The organism is Salinispora oceanensis, assembly GCF_000383575.1.
Taxonomy (GTDB): Bacteria; Actinomycetota; Actinomycetes; order Mycobacteriales; family Micromonosporaceae; genus Micromonospora; species Micromonospora oceanensis.
Genome location: NZ_KB911579.1, coordinates 1167506 through 1186459, shown reverse-complemented (window position 1 = coordinate 1186459; position 18954 = coordinate 1167506). Strand labels below are relative to the sequence as shown.

The following is an 18954-nucleotide window of genomic DNA, read 5'->3' as shown; positions in this document are numbered from 1 at the left end:
CCGCCCGAGGAGAGTAGATCCGGCGCCGAAGGGGCACCGAACCGGCGAGAGGGGAGGTGACAGCGGATGGAAGGCCGGCGGACCGAACCGCGTGGGGAACTGGTGCGCCCGTATGCGGTCACTCGGGGCCGGACCGAGCCGCAGCGGGACATCACCCTGGAGGCGGTGCTGTCCGCGAGCGCCACGGCGGCCGCCGAGTCACGTTTCGCGGGGCACGACAAGCACCGCATCGCGACGATTTGTGAGGGCCGGGCGCAGTCGCTGGCGGAGATCGCCGCCTACACCCGGATGCCCCTCGGCGTTACCCGGGTACTGGTGGCCGACATGGTGGCCGAGGGCTTGCTGACGCTACACACTGCCGCTCCCACGATGGGGTTTGTGGAGCGGATGAACCTGCTTGGAAGGGTGCTAAGTGGACTTCGCGAACTATGACCCCGCCAGGGCGAGCCGGGAGATCATCTCCGCGAAGATCGTCGTCGCGGGGGGCTTCGGCGTCGGAAAGACGACGCTGGTTGGGGCGATCTCGGAGATCACACCGCTGACCACCGAGGCGATCATGACCGCAGCCGGTGTCGGCATCGACGATCCGTCCAAAGTGCCGGGCAAAGAGACGACGACCGTCGCAATGGACTTCGGCCGGATCACCATGGCACAGGATCTGATCCTGTACCTGTTCGGGACGCCCGGCCAGACCCGCTTCTGGTTCATGTGGGACGAGATCATTCGTGGTGCGGTCGGCGCGGCCGTCCTGGTGGACACCCGCCGGATCACCGACGCCTTCGCCCCGCTGGACTACTTCGAGAACCGTAAACTGCCGTACGTGGTCGCGCTCAACCGGTTTGACGGCGCACCCAACTACGAGTTGGCCGAGGTGCGCGAGGCGCTCGCCATCCCGGCGGACGTGCCGCTCGTGCTGACCGATGCGCGTAGCCGGGAATCGGTCAAGCAGGTGCTGGTGACCGTCGTCGAGCACGCCATGAGCCGCCTGCAGGCCGAGCATGACCGCGGTTTCCCGACTCCGGTCGGGTGAGCCGACGCCGGTGACCGGCACCCCCGGCATCGGTCCGGAGCCGCGGCCCGCCAGCTAACTGGCGGGCCGCGGCTCCGGTCGGCCATACGTCAGTCGACCCGGAGGCGGTAGCCGCGCTTGACCACCGTCTGCACCGCCCCGGGAGCCTTCAGCCCGGCGCGCAACCGCGCCACCGCCATCTCCACCGCGTGTTCGTCGGCCCCACGCGGCAACGTCCGGAGCAGCGCCGCCCGGGACAGGACCCGCCCCGGGGACGCCGCCAGCGTCCGCAGCACCGCCATCGGGGCCGGGGCCAGCGGTCGCAGCTCACCATCGACCACGGCGGCGTGCCCGCGCAGGGTGAGGAGGTGGCCGGCGGCGTTCAAGGTGACCGCACGCCGCGGCAACTCCGCAACGATCGTTCGGACCAGTGCGCCCAGCCGGGCCCGCTCGGGAGCGCTAACCGGTACCCCCCGTCGGCGCAGCGGCTCCGCGGTCACCGTCCCCACGCAACTCGCCAGCACCGCACCCCGGAACGCGTCGAGTACCCGGTCGGTCCGGTCTCCGGCGGCGTGGAGCAGCGCCTCGGCGGCCGGTGCCGAGGTGAACGTCACCGCGTCCACCATCCGGTCGGCGACCAGGTCGATCAGCCGATGCAGCGGTGTCGGGTCGGTCGGCGGCGCCCAGCGATAGACCGGGACCGTGATCACGGTCGCGCCGGCTGCGGCCAGCGCCCTCGTGCACTCGGGTTGCGCTCCACCGTGCAGCTGCATGGCGACCACCTGGCCGGCCACACCCCGGTCACGCAGGTGCTCCACCACCTCGGCGCAGCTCTCCGAGGCGGGCGACCACTGATCGTGCAGGCCGGCGGCCCGGATCGCGCCGCGGGCCTTCGGGCCGCGGGCCACCACGTACGCTCCGCGCAGGGCCGCGCGCAGCGGCTCAGCCAGCCCCCAGCCCTCGGCCGCCTCCAGCCAGCCGCGCATCCCGATCCCGGTGTCGGCCATCAGGACATCCGGTGGTCGATCGAGGCAGGCCCGGGTCGCCGCCCGCAGCTCGGTGTCGTCGGCGAGGGGCACGATCCGTAGGGCAGGCGCGAAGACCACCCGCGCCCCGTACCGCTGGAGTAGCGCCGCCAGTTCGTCCCGACGCCGGTCGGCGGTCACCCCGACGGTGAAGCCGGTCAGTGCGTCCCGCATCTACGCCTCCTCTCGCAGCCGTATCTCGACCAGTCCGGCCCGGCACCGCACCTCGTGCCACCGGACCGCGACGCCCGGTAGGTCCAGGCAGGCTCCGGTCCGCAGGTCGTATGCCTGTTTGTGTAGTGGGGAGGCGACTGTCGGCACCCCGTCTCGGCTGCCCACGATTCCGCGCGAGAGCACGTACGCATCGGTGACCGGGTCTCGGTTGTCGAGGGCGAAGAGGTCGGCGGCGGTACGGAACAGCGCCACCTGGACGCCGTCAACGAGCGCTGCCATCCCCCGACCCGGGTCCAGGCGGGTCAGTGGACAGACCGCCGTCCACCCCCGCGGCTGGCCGGTCATCGCCGCACCTCCGGCGTGCCCAGCCCGACCGGCTGTTGGTTTCCGGTCCCCCCGGCTCGCGCCGGTATCCGTTGTCCACGTTCCTCGGTGAACCGGATGGAGGGGTCGGGCACCTGGGGAGCGTTGACGAACGAGGTGAACCGGTCCAGCCGGGCCGGATCCTCGAGGACGTCGCGCCACTCGTCGGAGTACGACCCCACGTGCCGCGCCATCGCCGCGTCCAGCTCGGCGCAGAGCCCGAGCGAGTCGTCCACGATGACCGCGTTAAGGTGCGCCAGGCCGCCGTCCATCGCCTCGATCCAGGCGGCGGTACGTTGCAGCCGGTCCGCGGTGCGGATGTAGTACATCAGGAACCGGTCGACCAGCCGTACCAGTGCCTCGGTCGTCAGGTCGGTGGCGAAGAGGTCGGCGTGCCGGGGCCGGAAGCCGCCGTTGCCGCCGACGTAGAGGTTCCAGCCGGCGTCGGTGGCGATGATGCCGAAGTCCTTGCCGCGCGCCTCGGCGCACTCCCGGGCGCAGCCGGAGACCGCTGATTTGATCTTGTGGGGGGCGCGGAGCCCGCGGTAGCGCAGCTCCAGCGCGATGGCCAACCCGACCGAGTCCTGCACCCCGTACCGGCACCAGGTGGACCCGACGCACGACTTCACCGTCCGCAGTGCCTTGCCGTACGCGTGGCCGGACTCGAAGCCCGCGTCGACCAGCCGGCGCCAGATCTGCGGTAACTGCTCCACCCGGGCGCCGAACAGGTCGATGCGCTGCCCGCCGGTGATCTTCGTGTAGAGCGCGAAGTCCCGGGCCACCTCGCCGAGCACGATCAGCTTCTCCGGGGTGATCTCGCCGCCGGGGATGCGGGGCACGACCGAGTAGCTGCCGTCCCGCTGCAGGTTGGCCAGGAAGTGGTCATTGGTGTCCTGTAGCGACGCCCGCTCGCCGTCAAGGAGGTGCCCGGTGCCGAGGGAGGCCAGGATCGACGCCACCACCGGTTTGCAGATGTCACAGCCATCGCCGCGGCCGTGCTCGGCGATCAGGCTGGAGAAGGTGCGGATCTCCCGGACCCGGATGAGGTCGAAGAGTTCCTGGCGGCTCACGTCGAAGTGTTCGCAGAGCCCGCGGGGCTGCCCAACTCCGGCGGCGTCGAGCAGCTGCCGGAGCATCGGTACGCAGGAGCCACAGCTGGTGCCGGCCCGGGTGCACGCCTTCAGCGCCGGCACGTCGGTCGCACCGCCGGCGATCGCCGCGTCCAGGTCGGCGCGGGTCACCGCGTTGCAGGAGCAAACCTGTGCGGAACCGGGGAGCGCCGCCGCCCCGGCGCCCGCACCGGCCGGGGCCAGCAGCGCGAGCGGCGCGGCGGGTAGCGGCTGACCGACGCTGGCCCGCAACGTCGGGTACGCGTCGGCGTCGCCGACCAGTACGCCGCCGAGCAGCGTCTGCGCATCGTCGGAGAGGACCAGCTTCGCGTAAACCCGGGTGGCCGGATCGGTGAAGGTCACGTCGAGACAGCCCGGGGTGGTGCCGTGGGCGTCGCCGAAGGAGGCGACGTCCACGCCGAGTAGCTTCAGCTTGGTGGCGGTGTCCGCGTCGGGGACGGTGGCCGCCCCACCGACGAGCCGGTCGGCCACCGTCTCCGCCATCGCGTAGCCCGGGCCGACCAGACCGTGGCAGGTGTCGTCCACGGCCGCGCATTCGCCGACCGCCCAGATCCGCTCGTCGGCACTGCGGCAGGTGTGGTCGACCAGCACCCCACCCCGGCTGCCGAGGGGCAGGCCGGCGGCGCGGGCCAGCTCGTCCCGGGGGCGGATACCGGTCGCCACGACGACCAGGTCGGCGTCCACTCGACCGCCGTCGGCCAGTTCCAGCTGGGCCACCGAGCCGTCCGGACCGGGGTGCAGCGCGCTGGTGGCGACCCCGAGGTGGCAGGCGACGTCCAGCTCCTCAACGTAGCGACGCAGCAGCGCCCCGCCAGCGGTGTCCACCTGCATCGGCATCAGCCGCGGTGCGACCTCCACGACGCTGGTGGCGAGCCCGAGCAGTCGCAGCGCGTTCGCCGCCTCCAGGCCGAGCAGCCCACCGCCGATCACCGCGCCCCGCCGGCGGCCCCGGGCGTGCGCGCGGATCGCGGCCAGGTCGTCCAGGGTGCGGTAGGTGAAGACGCCCGGCAGGTCGACGCCGTCGATCGGCGGCACGAAGGCGTACGAGCCGGTGGCCAGCACCAGTGCGTCGTATGGGTACTCACCGGCGGTCGTCGCCACGACACGTCGGGCCCGGTCGATCGCGGTGACCGACGTACCGAGCCGGAGCTGTACCTGCGGATCCGGGGTGTGCAGGTTCAGCTCATCCGCGTCCACCCCGTCGAAGAGGGCGGAGAGACGCACCCGGTCGTACGCGGGCCGGGGCTCCTCGCCGAGCACGGTCACCCGCCACCGACCGTCGCTGTCGCGGGCGCGTAACGCGTCCACGAACCGCTGCCCGACCATACCGTTGCCGACGACGACCAGCCGGCCTTTCTTCATCGTTCCACCTCCACAGATTCCACGGTGGAGAGCCAGTCGGTGATGCCGGCGACCGCGTCCCGGCAGGAGCCGCAGCCCGTACCGGCACGGGTGGCCGCCACCACCTCGTCGACCGTCCGCGCCCCGCGGCGCCAACTCTCCACCAGCGTTCCTTTGTCGACGTTGTTGCAGTGGCAGACCGTCGCCGCGGCCGGCATCAGCGCCGGTGTCGTGGCAGGTTCCGCCGGTCCCGTGCCGAGTGCCCGGCCGAGCAGCAGCGACCGCCGGTCGCTGGGCACCGGCTGCCCCCGGTCGAAGAGCTGGATGACCGTACCGACGGAGGGGTTGTCGCCCACCAGGATCGCGGCGGTCAGCCGCTCGTGGTTGATCCGCAGCCGGGCGTACGTGCCACTGGCCGGGTCGGTGAAGGTCAGCTCCTCACCGGGGCCGTCGCCGGGGTCACCCATCGCCGCCAGGTCGATGCCGGCGGTCTTGAGCCGGGTCACCGCTGGCCTCGGCCGGTATCGGGCCGACGGGTCCGCGCCGCTGAGTACCTGTGCCAGCACCCGTGCCTGCGCCCAGGCCGGGGCCACCAGGCCGGTCAGGGTGTCGCCGTGCTGGGCGCAGTCGCCGATGGCCGAGATGCGCCGGTCGCTGGTGCGTAGCTGGTCGTCAACGAGGACCCCCCGCCCTACGGCCAGGTTGGCGGCCGTGGCGAGCGCGGTGTCCGGGCGTACGCCGCAGGCGAGCACTAGTAGGTCGGCGTCGAACGACCGACCGTCGGCCAGCTCGAGGCGGACGCCGTGGGAGTCAGCGAGCACGGCGGTGGCCGGTACGGCTAGCTGGGTGGTTACCCCGAGGTCGGCGAGGGTACGGGCGAGCACGGCCGCCGCGGTCGGGTCGAGTTGCCGCTCCATCAGGTACGGCACCGGGTGTACCACCGTCACCTCGAGCCCGCGGCCGGCGAGCCCGCGGGCCGCCTCCAGACCGAGTAACCCGCCGCCGAGTACCAGCACGCGGCGGGCTCGGTCAGCAACCGCGAGGATGCGGCGGCAGTCATCCAGGGTGCGAAACGGCACCACCCGCGCTGGCAGTTCCCCGCCGGTCAGCCCGGTCAGTGGGGGGACGACGGCGCGGCTACCGGTGGCCAGGACCAGGTGGTCATAGTGGACCCGGTCGCCCCGGTCGGTGCGGACCGCACGGTCCTCGCGGTCGATCGCGGTAACGCAGACCCCGGTGTGCAGGTCGATTCCGTGTCCGGCGGCCTCGGCCAGCTGTACGTCCGGCTCCCCGATCGCTCCAGCCAGCAGGGTGGAGAGCATGATCCGATTGTACGCCCTGTGCGGTTCTGTCCCGAATGCGGTTACCTTGCGGTCGCCGCCGCGCGCGGAGAGCTCACTGGCGAGACGGGTGCCGGCCATGCCGTTGCCGATGATCACGATTCGGTCGGTCACGTCGCCGCCACCTTCTCCACTCGGACCGCACAGATCTTGAACTCCGGCATCCCGGAGATCGGGTCGACGGCGTCGTTGGTGACCGTGTTGGCGCGGGCGATGCCACCCCAGTGGAACGGGGCGAAGACGGTGTCCGGCCGGATCGCCGAGCTGAGCCGGGCCGGTGCGATCAGTTCGCCTCGGCGGGAGCGCACCCGGACCGGTTCGCCGTCGGCCACGCCCAGCCGGTCGGCCACGTCCGGATGCAGCTCGATGAAGGCCGCTGGTGCGGCCCGGCGCAGCGCGGGCACCCGGCGGGTCTGAGTTCCGGACTGGTACTGGGCGAGTACCCGTCCGGTGGTGAAGTGCAGCGGATAGGTCGCGCACACCTGCTCCGCGGCGGGTCGGTGCTGCACGGCGTGGAAACGGGCGCGCCCGTCGGGGGTGGAAAACCGGTCGGCGAAGAGTCGAGGAGTGTCCGGCCGGTCGAGCTCCGGGCAGGGCCAGAACACGCCCTCCTGCGCGTCGATCCGCTCCCAGCTGATCCCGGCGTAGTCGGCGAGCCCGCCGGCCGAGGCCGCTCGGAGCTCCTCGAACACCACCGCTGGCTCGGGCGAGAGCGCGGGCCCCCGGTCCCGGCCGGCCGGGCGTCCGGGGCCCTGCTCCAGCGCCGTGGCGAGGGCGGCGAGGAGCTCCAGGTCGGTGCGGACACCGGGGGGTGGTGTGCGGAGCGCCCGCCGACGCAGGACCCGTCCCTCCAGGTTGGTCATGGTGCCGTCCTCCTCGGCCCACTGCGCGGTCGGCAGCACCACGTCGGCGAGGGCCGCCGTCTCGGAGCGCAGGAAGTCGACGACCACCAGCAGGTCGAGGTCGCGCAGGCGGCCCTCGATCCGGGCCGCTCGTGGCGCGGAGACCACCGGGTTGGAGCCGAACACCAGCAGCGCCTTCGGCCCGTCCGGGGTGCCGAGCGAGTCCAGTAGCCGGTACGCGGGCACCCCGGGCCCCGGTATCTCCTCCGCTGGTACCCCCCAGATCGCGGCGACGTGCTCGCGGTCGGCGAGGTTGTCGATGCGGCGGTAGCCGGGAAGCTGGTCGGCCTTCTGACCGTGTTCCCGGCCGCCCTGGCCGTTGCCCTGTCCGGTCAGGCAGCCGTAGCCGGAGCCGGGGCGGCCGGGCAGGCCGAGGGCGAGCGCCAGGTTCACGTACCCGGTGACGGTGTCAACGCCCTTGGCGTGTTGCTCGGCGCCGCGGGCGGTGAGGATGATCGCCCGGCGGGCGCCGCCCAGTGCCCGCGCGGTCGTCTCGAGATCGGCCACCGACACCCCGGACAGCGCCTCGGCGCGGGCTGGCCACCACTCCGCCACCGCCCGGCGGACCTCGTCGAAGCCGGTGGTGCGTCCGGCGACGTAGCTGTGGTCCACGAATCCCTCGGCGAGCGCGATATGCAGCAGCGCGTTGGCCACCGCCAGGTCGGTGCCGGGCAGCGGCTGTAGGTGTAGGTCGGCTTGGCGGGCGGTGGCGGTGACGCGCGGATCTACCACGATCAGCCGCCCTCCTCGGCGACGTTGCTCGGTCAGCCAGCGCACCAGTGGGGGCATCGTCTCGGCCGGGTTCGCGCCGACCAGCAGCAGGGTGTCGGCGGTGCCCAGGTCGGCCAGGGGGAAGGGGAGACCCCGGTCGACACCGAAGGCGCGCATCCCGGCGGCGGCCGCCGACGACATGCAGAACCGCCCGTTGTAGTCGATGTGTCGGGTTCGGAGCACCACCCGGGCGAACTTGCCCAGCGCGTACGCCTTCTCGTTGGTGAGGCCACCGCCGCCGAAGACGGCGACTGCGTCCCGCCCGTGGTTGGCCTGGACGGTACGGATGCCCGTGACGATTCGGTCCAGGGCCGCGTCCCAGCTCGCCGGGCGCAGCTCGCCGCTGGCGGGGTCGCGAAGCAGCGCGGTGGTGAGGCGATCCGGGTGGTCAAGTAGCTCGGCGGCGGTCCAGCCCTTCTGGCAGAGCCCGCCCTGGTTGGTGGGGAACCAGCGGGGGAGTACGGCCACCTCGCCGTCCGCCTCGCGCAGGGTCATGCCGCACTGGAGAGCGCAGTACGGGCAGTGCGTCGCCGCCTCGATGTGGGGTTGTCCGGCCGCGGTAGTGGGGCGCGTACCGTCTGTCATGCCGGTGAAGCGTGCCGGTAGGGGGTTTCCGGCCCGGTTCCCGCGTGTTTCGGTCCGGTCAAGTCGGGCGCACCACTTCGGCGGGCTGACTGATGGTCCGGCCCTGGATAGGCTGCCAGCATGAGTGCCAAGGTGACCCTCTCGTTCGCCGACGAGACGATCGAGCAGGCCCGGTGGTTCGCCCGACGCGAGGGGCTCTCCCTGTCCGCCTGGATGGACCAGGCCGCCCGGGAGAAGGCGCTGCGGGCGGTCTTCTCCGCCCACGCCGACGCGGTCAGTCGGGCCGGTCTCGACTGGGAGGCCGCCGCGCTCGCGGACGCCCACGAGGTGGGGCTCGTTGACGACCTGCTCCGCGGCGGCCGTCCGCGTGCTGCGTAGGGGCGAGGTCTGGCGGATCTCGGGGGCCCGGGAGCGGCTGGGGTTGGTTGTCAGCTCCGACGTCTACAACTCCACCGCGGTACCGATTGTGATCGTGGCGGAGGTGGTGGAGACGGCGCTGCTGCGGGACTCTCCCCTCGCGGTGTCGATGGGTGGGCGGGTGGTCATGCCAGACCGGCTCTCCTCGCCGATGAAGCAGTGGTTCTCCGAGTGTGTGGACGTGGCCGACCACGAGGTCATGCACCGGGTCGGTCGAGCCTTGCGCATCCTGCAACAGCTCTGAGCACCCGCCGATCGCCCCGCTGACCACCAGCGCTCCTCACGGGTCGGTGTGCGGCTCGGTGCGCGCACCGTTGCCTCCCCGAATCCGGCGACGAACGCTGCGGTAACGCCGGCTTCCTAGGTTCCAGCCGGGCCCGCTCGACACCGACCAACCGGTGCGGTCGGCGGGCCAGGACGGCCTGGCCGGAAGGAGCGCCTGATGACGACGACGAGTGTGCCCGCGACGACCCCAGCGGAGGAGATCGACCTGCAACGCGGCCCGGGCCGCTGGGTTGGCCACTGGGCGCCGGAGGACGATCACTTCTGGCGGACCGTCGGCCGGCCCGTCGCCCGGCGCAATCTCATCTTTTCGATCTTCGCCGAGCACATCGGGTTCTCCGTCTGGTTGCTCTGGAGCATCGTGGTGGTCCGGTTGGACGATGTCGGCTGGGCGCTGACCACCAGCCAGGCGCTCTGGCTGACCGCCGTGCCCAGCGGCGTCGGTGCGCTGCTGCGACTGCCCTACACCTTCGCGGTGCCGGTCTTCGGCGGGCGGAACTGGACCGTGATCTCCGCCCTGCTGCTGATCATCCCGGCCGCCGGGTTGGCCTGGGCGGTGCAGCATCCGGAGATCGGCTTCGTGCCGCTACTGCTGATCGCCGCCACGGCCGGGTTCGGCGGCGGGAACTTCGCCTCCAGCATGGCGAACATCTCGTTCTTCTATCCGGAGCGGGAGAAGGGGTGGGCACTTGGGCTGAATGCGGCGGGCGGCAACATCGGCGTCGCCGTCGTGCAGTTCCTGGTGCCGCAGGTGATCGTGCTCGGCGGTGGCCTCGCGCTGGCCCGAGCCGGCCTGATGTACCTCCCGCTGGCGGTGATCGCCGCGGTCTGTGCCTACCTGTTCATGGACAACCTGGTCGAGGCCAAGGCGGATGTGGGGCCGGTGTGGTCCTCGCTGCGGGACCGGAACACCTGGATCATGTCCTTGCTGTACGTCGGCACGTTCGGCTCGTTCATCGGCTACTCGGCGGCCTTCCCGACGCTACTCAACGGGGTCTTCGGCCGGCCCGACATCGCGCTGTCCTGGGCGTTTCTCGGTGCGGCGGTGGGTTCCCTCTGCCGACCCTTCGGTGGTCGTCTCGCCGACAGCATCGGTGGCGCCCGGGTCACCGTGGCCAGCTTCGTGTTGATGACCGGCGGTGCGTACCTGGCGCTGTGGTCGGTGCGGGAGCGCTGGCTGGAGCTCTTCTTCCTGGCGTTCATGCTGTTGTTCGTGGCCACCGGGGTCGGCAACGGATCGACGTACCGGATGATCTCTCGGATCTTCCAGGTGCGGGGGGAGGAGCTCGGCGGTTCGCCGGAGATCATGCGCGCGATGCGGCGCCAGGCGGCCGGGGCGCTCGGGATCATCTCCGCGATCGGCGCCTTCGGCGGCTTCCTGGTTCCGATCTGCTATGCGTGGGCGAAGTCGGCGTACGGCAGCATCCAGCCCGCGCTGGGGTTCTATGTCGGTTTCTTTCTGGTGCTGACCGTGCTGACGTGGGCTGTCTACCTGCGCCCGGGGGCGCGGCTGGCCTCGGCGCGGGTGTGACTTCGGCCATCGTCGGCCTGCGCTGTGGGTGGGGAACCAGCCTGTCCCGGCCTAGCCCGGCGAGCCGACCGGACCCCGTTTTGCCGGCTGGCCCGGCGTTGGGTATCGTTACCTGCTGTTGTGCGACATCTAGGGGCGTGCCGTCTGAGGTGCGCTTGGTCGTTCGTGCGCGTTGGCTCGGCCTGAAAGTCATGGTCACCCCGGCGCGCAGGCCCCAGACCGACGACGAGACAAGGTAAACCTGTGCGTACGTACAGCCCGAAGCCGGGTGAGATCGAGCGTCAGTGGCACGTTATCGACGCCTCTGATGTCGTGCTGGGCCGCTTGGCCACCCACGCCGCCACGCTGCTGCGCGGCAAGCACAAGGCGACTTTCGCGCCGCACGTCGACACGGGCGACTTTGTCGTCATCGTGAACGCCGGCAAGGTCGCGCTGACCGGTAACAAGCGGCAGCAGAAGATCGCCTACCGGCACTCCGGTTACCCCGGCGGCCTCAAGCAGGTCGGCTACGACGAGCTGCTGACCAAGCGCCCCGAGCGGGCCGTTGAGCTGGCCGTAAAGGGCATGCTCCCGCACAACAAGCTGGGCCGGAAGCTCATCAAGAAGCTGAAGGTCTACGCCGGTGCCGAGCACCCGCACGGCGCGCAGCAGCCAGTGCCGTTCGAGATCAAGCAGATCGCGCAGTGAGCGCGGGCGAAGGAAGCAGCATGACCGACATCATCGCCACCGAGGTCGCCCCCGAGGCCGCCGAGGCGCTGGCGCCCGTCGTCCGCGCGCCCCTTGGTGACCGGCCGATCCAGACCGTGGGTCGCCGCAAGGAGGCCATCGTCCGGGTCCGCATCGTCCCGGGCACCGGCAAGATCACCTGCAACGGCCGGGACCTTGAGGCGTACTTCCCGAGCAAGGTGCACCAGCAGCTGATCAAGGACCCGCTGGTCACCACCGAGAAGGCGGAGGAGTTCGACGTCATCGCGAACCTGCGGGGCGGCGGCACCACCGGTCAGGCCGGTGCACTCCGGCTGGCCATCGCCCGCGCGCTGATCGCCAGTGAGCCGGACGACCGCCCGGCGCTCAAGAAGGCCGGCTTCCTGACCCGGGACGCGCGGGTCAAGGAAAGCAAGAAGTACGGCCTCAAGAAGGCCCGTAAGGCTCCTCAGTACTCGAAGCGCTGACCATCAGCTGCTCGTTGTACTTCTGACGGACGGCCGAGCCGCCTCCCGCGAACGGAGGTGGCTCGGCCGTTCCGTTTTTACCATTGGTAGTTGCGACGGAGGTTTGGCGGGAATGGGTCGGTTGTTCGGCACGGACGGGGTACGGGGACGGGCGAACGCGGATCTCACGCCCGAGTTGGGGCTCGCGGTAGCGGTCGCCGCCGCGCACACCCTCGCTGAGGCAGATCGGAGCCACCCCCCGTTGGCCGTTGTCGGCCGGGACACCCGGGCCAGCGGCGAGATGCTGGAGGCCGCGGTGGTGGCCGGGCTGACCAGTGCCGGTGCCAACGTCGTACGGGTCGGCGTCCTGCCGACCCCGGCGGTGGCGTTCCTCACCGCGGAGGCCAAGGCCGACATCGGGGTGATGCTCTCCGCCTCGCACAACCCCATGCCGGACAACGGCATCAAGCTCTTCGCCGCGGGCGGGCACAAGCTACCGGACGAGATCGAGATGAAGATCGAGGCGGCCGTTGAGGCGAACACGACGACCGCCTGGGAGCGTCCGGTCGGTGCGGGTGTCGGCCGGGTCCACGACCTGCTCGACGGCGCCGACCACTACGTGCAGCACCTGGTTGGCACCGTGCCGCACCGGCTGGACGGGATCAAGGTGGTGGTGGACTGCGCCAACGGCGCCGCCGCCGAGGTGGCCCCGGCGGCGTACCGGGAGGCCGGCGCCGAGGTGGTCGCGATCCACGCGGAGCCCGACGGCCTCAACATCAACGACGAGTGTGGCTCCAACCACGTGGCGGCGCTCCGGCAGGCCGTCGTCGAGCACGGCGCGCAGCTGGGCATCGCCCATGATGGTGACGCCGACCGTTGCGTGGCGGTCACCGCCGACGGTGACGAGGTTGACGGCGACCAGGTGATGGCGATCCTCGCACTGGCGATGCGGGAGGCCGGCACGCTCACCGCCGACACCCTGGTGGCGACCGTGATGAGCAACCTCGGCCTGCGGATAGCCATGTCCCGGGAGGGGATTCGGCTGGTCGAGACGAAGGTCGGTGACCGCTACGTGTTGGAGGAGCTGCGCGCCTCCGGCCTGGCGCTCGGTGGCGAGCAGAGCGGGCACATCGTGATGCCCGCCCACGCGACCACCGGCGACGGCGTGCTGACCGGCCTGCACCTGATGTCCCGGATGGCGGGGACCGGCAAGCCCCTGGCCGAGCTGGCAGCCGTGGTTACTTCGCTGCCTCAGGTTCTGATCAACGTGCCGGTCGCCGACCGTACGGTCGGCGCGGCGGCTCCGACCGTACGGGCCGAGGTCGCGCAGGCCGAGGCCGAACTGGGCGATGCCGGGCGGGTCCTGCTGCGTCCCTCGGGCACCGAGCCACTGGTCCGGGTGATGGTGGAGGCCGGCACCGAGACGATGGCGCGTGCGGTGGCCGAGCGGATCGCCGAGCAGGTCCGGACCGCCAGCCCGGTCAGCTGACCCGATGCCTCTCCCGCCGGCGATGGGTGCCGGCGGGAGAGGTCTGCTGGCTGGTGACGGCCCCGGTGCGGGTCGTCAACGGCCTCGTGGGAGCGGCCGGACCGGACGCGCGCTCACCGTGCCAGCGTTCGTAGCCGGGTGACGGCCTCGGCCAGCACCTCCGGGCGCTTGCAGAAGGCGAACCGGATCAGCCGCCGGCCCGCCTCCGAGTCGTCGTAGAAGACCTGGGTCGGGACCGCCACCACGCCACAGCGCTCCGGCAGTGCGCGGCAGAACTCCGCCCCGTCCCGGGCTCCGAGCGGTGTCACGTCGGCGGTGACGAAGTATGTGCCCTCTGGTGGCCCGACGCCGAACCCGGCGTCGGCGAGGCCGGCGACGAGCTGGTCCCGGCGGGCCTGCAACCCGGCCCGGAACTCGGTGAAGTAGCGCTCGCCCAGGCCCAGGGCCACCGCGACCGCGGGTTGCAACGGCGCGGCGTTGACGAAGGTGAGGAACTGCTTGACCCGCAGCACCGCCGACACCAGCGACGCCGGGCCACTCGCCCAGCCGACCTTCCAGCCGGTGCAGGAGAAGGTCTTGCCGGCCGAGGAGATCCGCAGCGTCCGCGCCCGCATCCCGGGCAGGGTGGCGAGGGGTACGTGGCGGCCAGCGGCGGCGTCGGTGAAGGCGAGGTGTTCGTAGACCTCGTCGGTGACCGCGTACGCGTCGTACTCGCGGCACAGCTCGGCGACCAGGGCCAGTTCGGCGGGGGTGAAGACCTTGCCGGTGGGGTTGTGCGGGGAGTTCAGCAGCACCAGCCGGGTGCGGGGCCCGAATGCGGCGCGCAGCTCGTCCGGGTCCACCGCGTACCGGCCGGCTGCCCCGGGCCGCAACGTCACCGGGCGTCGGCGGGCGCCGGCCAGCGCGATCGAGGCGGCGTACGAGTCGTAGTAGGGCTCGAAGCAGACCACCTCGTCGCCGGGCTCGCAGAGGCTCAGGATCGCCGCTGCGATCGCCTCGGTGGCGCCCGCTGTCACCACGATCTCGCCGTCGGGGTCGTACTCGAGGCCCCAGAACCGCTGCTGATGTGCGGCCAGGGCGGCGCGGAGCTGGGGGATGCCGGGCCCGGGCGGGTATTGGTTCTGCCCGTCGCGCAGCGCCTCAGCCGCCGCGGCCAGCATCTCCGGCGGGCCGTCGGTGTCCGGGAATCCCTGCCCGAGATTGACCGCCCCGGTGCGGCTGGCCAGGGCGGACATCTCGGCGAAGATTGTCGTCCCGAAGGGGCGCATTCGGGCTACCAGAGGATCGACATGGGTGGTCGTCACGTCTGCCAGCCTACGGAGTGTCCGTGTCGGTTCAATCCGCCGCGGTCGTCGATCGTGGTTCGTGACGCTAGGTAACCACTCGCGTTATTCGCTCAATGTGCTTGCTTGTTTACCCGCCTTCCGAGCACCACCGATGAGTGAAACTGGGTTAGGCTGCCACCCATGTGTGGAATCGTGGGTTACGCCGGCGCGCGTCCGGCGCTCGGCATTGTGCTCGATGGGCTGCGACGGCTGGAGTACCGCGGCTACGACTCGGCCGGGGTCGCCATCATCTGCGCGGACGAGCTGCTGGCGGAGAAGAAGGCCGGCAAGTTGGCGAACCTGGAGAAGGTCCTCGCCGAGCGGTCCGCACGGGATCCGGAGGCCTGCGCCGCGTCCCCGATCGGGATCGGGGACGGGGTCACCGGGATCGGCCACACCCGTTGGGCCACCCACGGCGGTCCCACCGACCGCAACGCCCACCCGCACCTCTCCCCGGACGGACGGGTTGCGGTGATCCACAACGGCATCATCGAGAACTTCGCGAAGCTGCGCGCCGAGCTGGAGGCGGACGGGGTGCAGTTTGTCAGTGACACCGACACCGAGTGCACCGCCCACCTGCTCGCCGCGGCCCTCGCCGACCTGCGTTCCGCTGGGCATCCGGAGGGGCCGCAGCTGCTCGCCGCCGGCATGCGGGTCGTCTGTCAGCGCCTGGAGGGCGCCTTCACCCTGCTCGCCGCGGATGCCGGCGTCCCGGGCGCGGTGGTCGGTGCGCGGCGTAACTCGCCCCTGGTCGTTGGCCGGGGAGACGGCGAGAACTACCTGGCGAGCGACGTCGCGGCGTTCATCGAGCACACCCGCGAAGCGATCGAGCTGGGTCAGGATCAGATCGTCCTGATCACGGCAGACAGCATCGAGATCACCGACTTCGCCGGCCAGCCCGCCACCGGCAAGGACTTCCACATCGACTGGGATTCCTCCGCCGCGGAGAAGGGCGGTTACGACTGGTTCATGCTCAAGGAGATCGCGGAGCAGCCGCAGGCCGTCGCCGACACGCTGCTGGGCCGGCTCACCGAGACCGGCGAGATCATGCTCGACGAGGTTCGCCTCAGCGATCAGGACCTGCGCGATGTGGACAAGATCTTCATCGTCGCCTGCGGTACCTCGTACCACGCCGGGATGGTGGCGAAGTACGCGATCGAGCACTGGACTCGAATCCCCTGCGAGGTGGAGCTGGCCAGCGAGTTCCGCTACCGCGACCCGGTTCTCGACCGCTCCACTCTGATCGTGGTGATCTCGCAGTCCGGTGAGACGATGGACACATTGATGGCGCTGCGGCACGCCAAGGAGCAGAAGGCGCGCGTCCTGGCGATCTGTAACACCAACGGCTCCACCATTCCCCGGGAGTCCGACGCGGTCCTCTACACCCATGGTGGGCCTGAGATCGCGGTCGCCTCCACCAAGGCGTTCCTGACCCAGCTCGTCGCCTGCTACCTGATCGGCCTGCACCTGGCCCAGGTGCGGGGGATCAAGTTCGCCGACGAGGTCGCCGCGGTGGTGTCCCAGCTTCAGGAGGTGCCGGGCAAGCTGCGCGAGCTGCTGGGGCGGATCGAGCCGGTACGTGAGTTGGCCCGCGACTTGAAATCCGAGTCGACCGTGCTCTTTATCGGTCGGCACGTCGGCTACCCGGTGGCCCTGGAGGGTGCGCTGAAGCTAAAGGAACTGGCGTACATGCACGCCGAGGGCTTCGCCGCGGGCGAGTTGAAGCACGGCCCGATCTCCCTCATTGACGAGGGCACCCCGGTGATCTGCATCGTGCCGTCGCCGATCGGCCGCGGCATGCTGCACGACAAGATCGTCTCCAACATCCAGGAGGTGCGGGCCCGGGGTGCCCGGACCATCGTGATCGCGGAGGAGGGGGATGAGTCCGTCGTCCGGTACGCCGACCACCTGATCTTCGTACCGCGTACGCCGACCCTGCTCGCGCCGCTGGTGACCACCGTGTCGTTGCAGGTTTTCGCCGCGGAGATCGCCGCTGCTCGGGGCCACGACGTTGACCAGCCCCGCAACCTGGCGAAGTCCGTTACGGTCGAGTGAGTACCGAGAGTTGCCGGGAATGCGGCGGGCACGCTGGCCGACGTGCCCACGCATGCCGGCGCGGCGGGGTGTCCCGAGTGGAGGCGACGGCAGCGCGAACGGGCCGTCGCGCCGGTAGGCTGAGTGCATGATCGTCGGGGTCGGCATCGACGTGGTCCTGGTGGAGCGGTTCGCCCGAGCGCTGACCCGGACGCCGCTGCTCGCCGACCGGCTCTTCACCGAAGCCGAGCGGTACACCCGTTCTGGTAACCCCCGTTCGCCCGAGTCGCTCGCCGCCCGCTTCGCGGCGAAGGAGGCCGTGGCCAAGGCGCTCGGTGCACCGAGCGGGCTGAGCTGGCACGACTGCGAGATCGTGCCGGATCCGGATGGCCGGCCGTGGTTGACCGTCTCCGGCACGGTCGCGGCGGCAGCGGTCGAGCGGGGGGCCAACCGGTGGCATTTGTCGCTGTCGCACGACGGCGGGATCGCGTCGGCCATGGTGGTCGCGGAACGCTGATCGGTGGCGTGCCCCGTCGAGTCGGGCACGGGGACGGAGTGGGATGAGACCGGTGTGGCGGGTGGCGGACGTACGCGCCGCCGAGGCGGGCTTGCTGGCGACGCTCCCACCCGGGACGCTGATGCAGCGGGCCGCCGCCGGGCTCGCCCGCCGCTGTGCGCTGCTCCTCACCGACCGGGGTGGTGTCTACGGCGCTCCGGTGCTGCTGCTGGTCGGCTCGGGCGACAACGGCGGCGACGCGCTCTTCGCCGGCGCCCGGCTGGCCCGACGCGGGGCGGCGGTTTCGGCGCTGTTGCTAGCTCCGGACCGGGCGCACGCCGAGGCGTTGGCGGCGTTTCGGGCCGCCGGCGGCCGGCTGGTTGACCGCCCGCCGGCCCGGGTAGACCTGGTGCTCGACGGCATCGTCGGGCTCGGTGGCAGCGGTGGGCTCCGCGCACCGGCAGCGCAGCTCACGGCGGGCCTGGCGCAGTGTCGCGGGCGAGCCGGTGATCGGGCGACCGTGGTCGCGGTGGACGTGCCGAGTGGGGTGTCGGTCGACACCGGGCAGGTTCCGCTGACCGCGGCTGGTCAGCCGGCCGCGATCCGCGCCGACGTCACGGTGACCTTCGGTGCCTTGAAGCCCGCGCTGGTGGTGGGAGCGGCGGCGCCGTTGGCCGGCCAGGTTGAGTTGGTCGACATCGGGCTCACGCCCTGGCTGCGTGGCACCGCGGCGCTGCAGGTAACCGAGCGGGCGGATGTGACCGACTGGTGGCCCCGGCCCGGACCGGCGGCGGAGAAGTACAGCCGGGGCGTGGTCGGTGTCGCCACCGGCTCGGCCGTCTACCCCGGTGCCGCGGTGCTCTCGGTCGCCGGTGCGTTGGCCGGCCCGACCGGCCTGGTCCGCTACGCCGGCAGCGCCCAGGCGGAGGTGCTGCGCCAACACCCGTCGGTGATCGCCACCGACCGGGTCGCCGAGGCCGGTCGGGTGCAGGCGTGGGTGTGTGGTTCCGGGCTGGGTACCGGTGACGAGGCGGCTGGTGAACTGCGGGCGGTACTCGCGGCACCGGTGCCGGCGGTGCTCGACGCGGATGCGTTGACGCTGCTCGTCAAGGGCTCCCTCGCCGACCAACTCCGGCGGCGGGACGCCCCGGTCGTGGTCACCCCGCATGACCGGGAGTTCGCCCGGCTCTACGGCGAGACTCCCGGCGACGACCGGGTCGCTGCCGCGTTGCGCCTGGCCGCCCGGATGAACGCCGTGGTGTTACTCAAGGGCGACCGGACGGTGATCGGCACGCCAGACGGCCGGGTCTACGTCAACCAGACCGGGACCGCGGCCCTGGCCACCGGTGGTACGGGCGACGTGCTGGCCGGCTTGCTCGGCTCCTTGCTCGCCGCGGGTCTGGCGCCGGAGCGGGCCGCCGCCGCGGCGGCGTACCTGCACGGGCTCGCCGGTCGGGAGGCAGCGCAGGGCGGCCCGGTGGCCTCGCCCGATGTCGCCGCCGCCCTGCGCCCGGTGCTGGCCGGGCTCGGGTGGATCGGTGGATCGACCTGGGCCGGGCCCAACTCCTGATCAACTCAGTAGGCTGTGG

General features: G+C 71.6%; 17 protein-coding genes. 11 read left to right on the top strand and 6 right to left on the bottom strand.

Annotated elements, in window-relative coordinates; genetic code table 11:
* The first annotated feature begins 66 nt into the window (after positions 1 to 66).
* On the top strand, positions 67 to 432 hold the full coding sequence (locus tag SALPAC4_RS0105285; protein ID WP_018252433.1) for a DUF742 domain-containing protein: 366 nt from the start codon (positions 67 to 69) through the stop codon (positions 430 to 432).
* Positions 413 to 1030, top strand: coding sequence for a GTP-binding protein (locus tag SALPAC4_RS0105280; protein ID WP_018729141.1), 618 nt, complete (start codon positions 413 to 415; stop codon positions 1028 to 1030). The genes SALPAC4_RS0105285 and SALPAC4_RS0105280 overlap by 20 nt, the downstream gene beginning before the upstream one ends.
* Before the next feature lie 89 nt (positions 1031 to 1119).
* On the opposite strand, the gene SALPAC4_RS0105275 is transcribed toward SALPAC4_RS0105280, so the two are convergent.
* Genes SALPAC4_RS0105275 through SALPAC4_RS0105255 form a run of 5 tightly spaced genes read right to left on the bottom strand, consistent with a single transcriptional unit; the run spans position 1120 to position 8640 of the window.
* Positions 1120 to 2208, bottom strand: a complete 1089-nt coding sequence (locus SALPAC4_RS0105275) for a uroporphyrinogen-III synthase (protein WP_019869449.1) — start codon at positions 2206 to 2208, stop codon at positions 1120 to 1122.
* Complete coding sequence (gene nirD / locus SALPAC4_RS0105270; protein ID WP_019869448.1) at positions 2209 to 2553, bottom strand: nitrite reductase small subunit NirD; 345 nt, start codon at positions 2551 to 2553, stop codon at positions 2209 to 2211.
* Positions 2550 to 5063 (bottom strand): nitrite reductase large subunit NirB, encoded by a 2514-nt coding sequence (nirB, locus tag SALPAC4_RS0105265; protein WP_019869447.1) that lies wholly within the window; start codon positions 5061 to 5063, stop codon positions 2550 to 2552. Before nirB ends, nirD begins: the two co-directional genes overlap by 4 nt.
* Positions 5060 to 6496: an FAD-dependent oxidoreductase gene (locus SALPAC4_RS0105260; RefSeq protein WP_019869446.1), complete on the bottom strand. Its 1437-nt coding sequence runs from the start codon at positions 6494 to 6496 to the stop codon at positions 5060 to 5062. The genes nirB and SALPAC4_RS0105260 overlap by 4 nt, the downstream gene beginning before the upstream one ends.
* Positions 6493 to 8640, bottom strand: coding sequence for a molybdopterin oxidoreductase family protein (locus SALPAC4_RS0105255; protein WP_050564967.1), 2148 nt, complete (start codon positions 8638 to 8640; stop codon positions 6493 to 6495). Before SALPAC4_RS0105255 ends, SALPAC4_RS0105260 begins: the two co-directional genes overlap by 4 nt.
* Positions 8641 to 8760: 120 nt before the next feature.
* On the opposite strand from SALPAC4_RS0105255, the gene SALPAC4_RS0105250 reads away from it, so the two are divergent.
* The 6 genes from SALPAC4_RS0105250 to glmM all read left to right on the top strand — a co-directional run bounded on the left by SALPAC4_RS0105250 (position 8761) and on the right by glmM (position 13510).
* Positions 8761 to 9018 (top strand): hypothetical protein, encoded by a 258-nt coding sequence (locus tag SALPAC4_RS0105250; protein ID WP_019869444.1) that lies wholly within the window; start codon positions 8761 to 8763, stop codon positions 9016 to 9018.
* The gene (locus SALPAC4_RS0105245; RefSeq protein WP_018735892.1) at positions 9008 to 9301 is read left to right on the top strand and encodes a type II toxin-antitoxin system PemK/MazF family toxin; all 294 of its coding nucleotides are present in this window, start codon (positions 9008 to 9010) and stop codon (positions 9299 to 9301) included. Before SALPAC4_RS0105250 ends, SALPAC4_RS0105245 begins: the two co-directional genes overlap by 11 nt.
* Positions 9302 to 9499: 198 nt before the next feature.
* A complete protein-coding gene (locus SALPAC4_RS0105240) occupies positions 9500 to 10870 on the top strand; it encodes a NarK family nitrate/nitrite MFS transporter (protein WP_019869443.1) in 1371 nt (456 codons plus the stop codon).
* 243 nt (positions 10871 to 11113) lie between these two features.
* On the top strand, positions 11114 to 11557 hold the full coding sequence (gene rplM / locus SALPAC4_RS0105235; RefSeq protein ID WP_019869442.1) for a 50S ribosomal protein L13: 444 nt from the start codon (positions 11114 to 11116) through the stop codon (positions 11555 to 11557).
* Between the two features lie 20 nt (positions 11558 to 11577).
* Entirely contained in the window at positions 11578 to 12042 is a 465-nt protein-coding gene (gene rpsI / locus SALPAC4_RS0105230; protein ID WP_018222625.1) for a 30S ribosomal protein S9, read from the top strand.
* A 112-nt stretch (positions 12043 to 12154) separates the two neighbouring features.
* Complete coding sequence (gene glmM, locus SALPAC4_RS0105225) at positions 12155 to 13510, top strand: phosphoglucosamine mutase (protein WP_019869441.1); 1356 nt, start codon at positions 12155 to 12157, stop codon at positions 13508 to 13510.
* Between the two features lie 113 nt (positions 13511 to 13623).
* Here the strand turns inward: glmM and SALPAC4_RS0105220 are convergent, their stop codons facing one another.
* A complete protein-coding gene (locus SALPAC4_RS0105220; protein ID WP_027644387.1) occupies positions 13624 to 14814 on the bottom strand; it encodes a pyridoxal phosphate-dependent aminotransferase in 1191 nt (396 codons plus the stop codon).
* A gap of 162 nt (positions 14815 to 14976) precedes the next feature.
* Between SALPAC4_RS0105220 and glmS the strand changes: the two genes are divergently transcribed.
* The 3 genes from glmS (at position 14977) to SALPAC4_RS0105205 (ending at position 18935) form a co-directional block, all read left to right on the top strand.
* The gene (gene glmS, locus SALPAC4_RS0105215) at positions 14977 to 16890 is read left to right on the top strand and encodes a glutamine--fructose-6-phosphate transaminase (isomerizing) (protein WP_018729153.1); all 1914 of its coding nucleotides are present in this window, start codon (positions 14977 to 14979) and stop codon (positions 16888 to 16890) included.
* A gap of 127 nt (positions 16891 to 17017) precedes the next feature.
* Positions 17018 to 17386, top strand: coding sequence for a holo-ACP synthase (locus tag SALPAC4_RS0105210; RefSeq protein WP_018252420.1), 369 nt, complete (start codon positions 17018 to 17020; stop codon positions 17384 to 17386).
* Between the two features lie 43 nt (positions 17387 to 17429).
* Positions 17430 to 18935: an NAD(P)H-hydrate dehydratase gene (locus SALPAC4_RS0105205; protein WP_027644388.1), complete on the top strand. Its 1506-nt coding sequence runs from the start codon at positions 17430 to 17432 to the stop codon at positions 18933 to 18935.
* Positions 18936 to 18954: the final 19 nt, after the last annotated feature.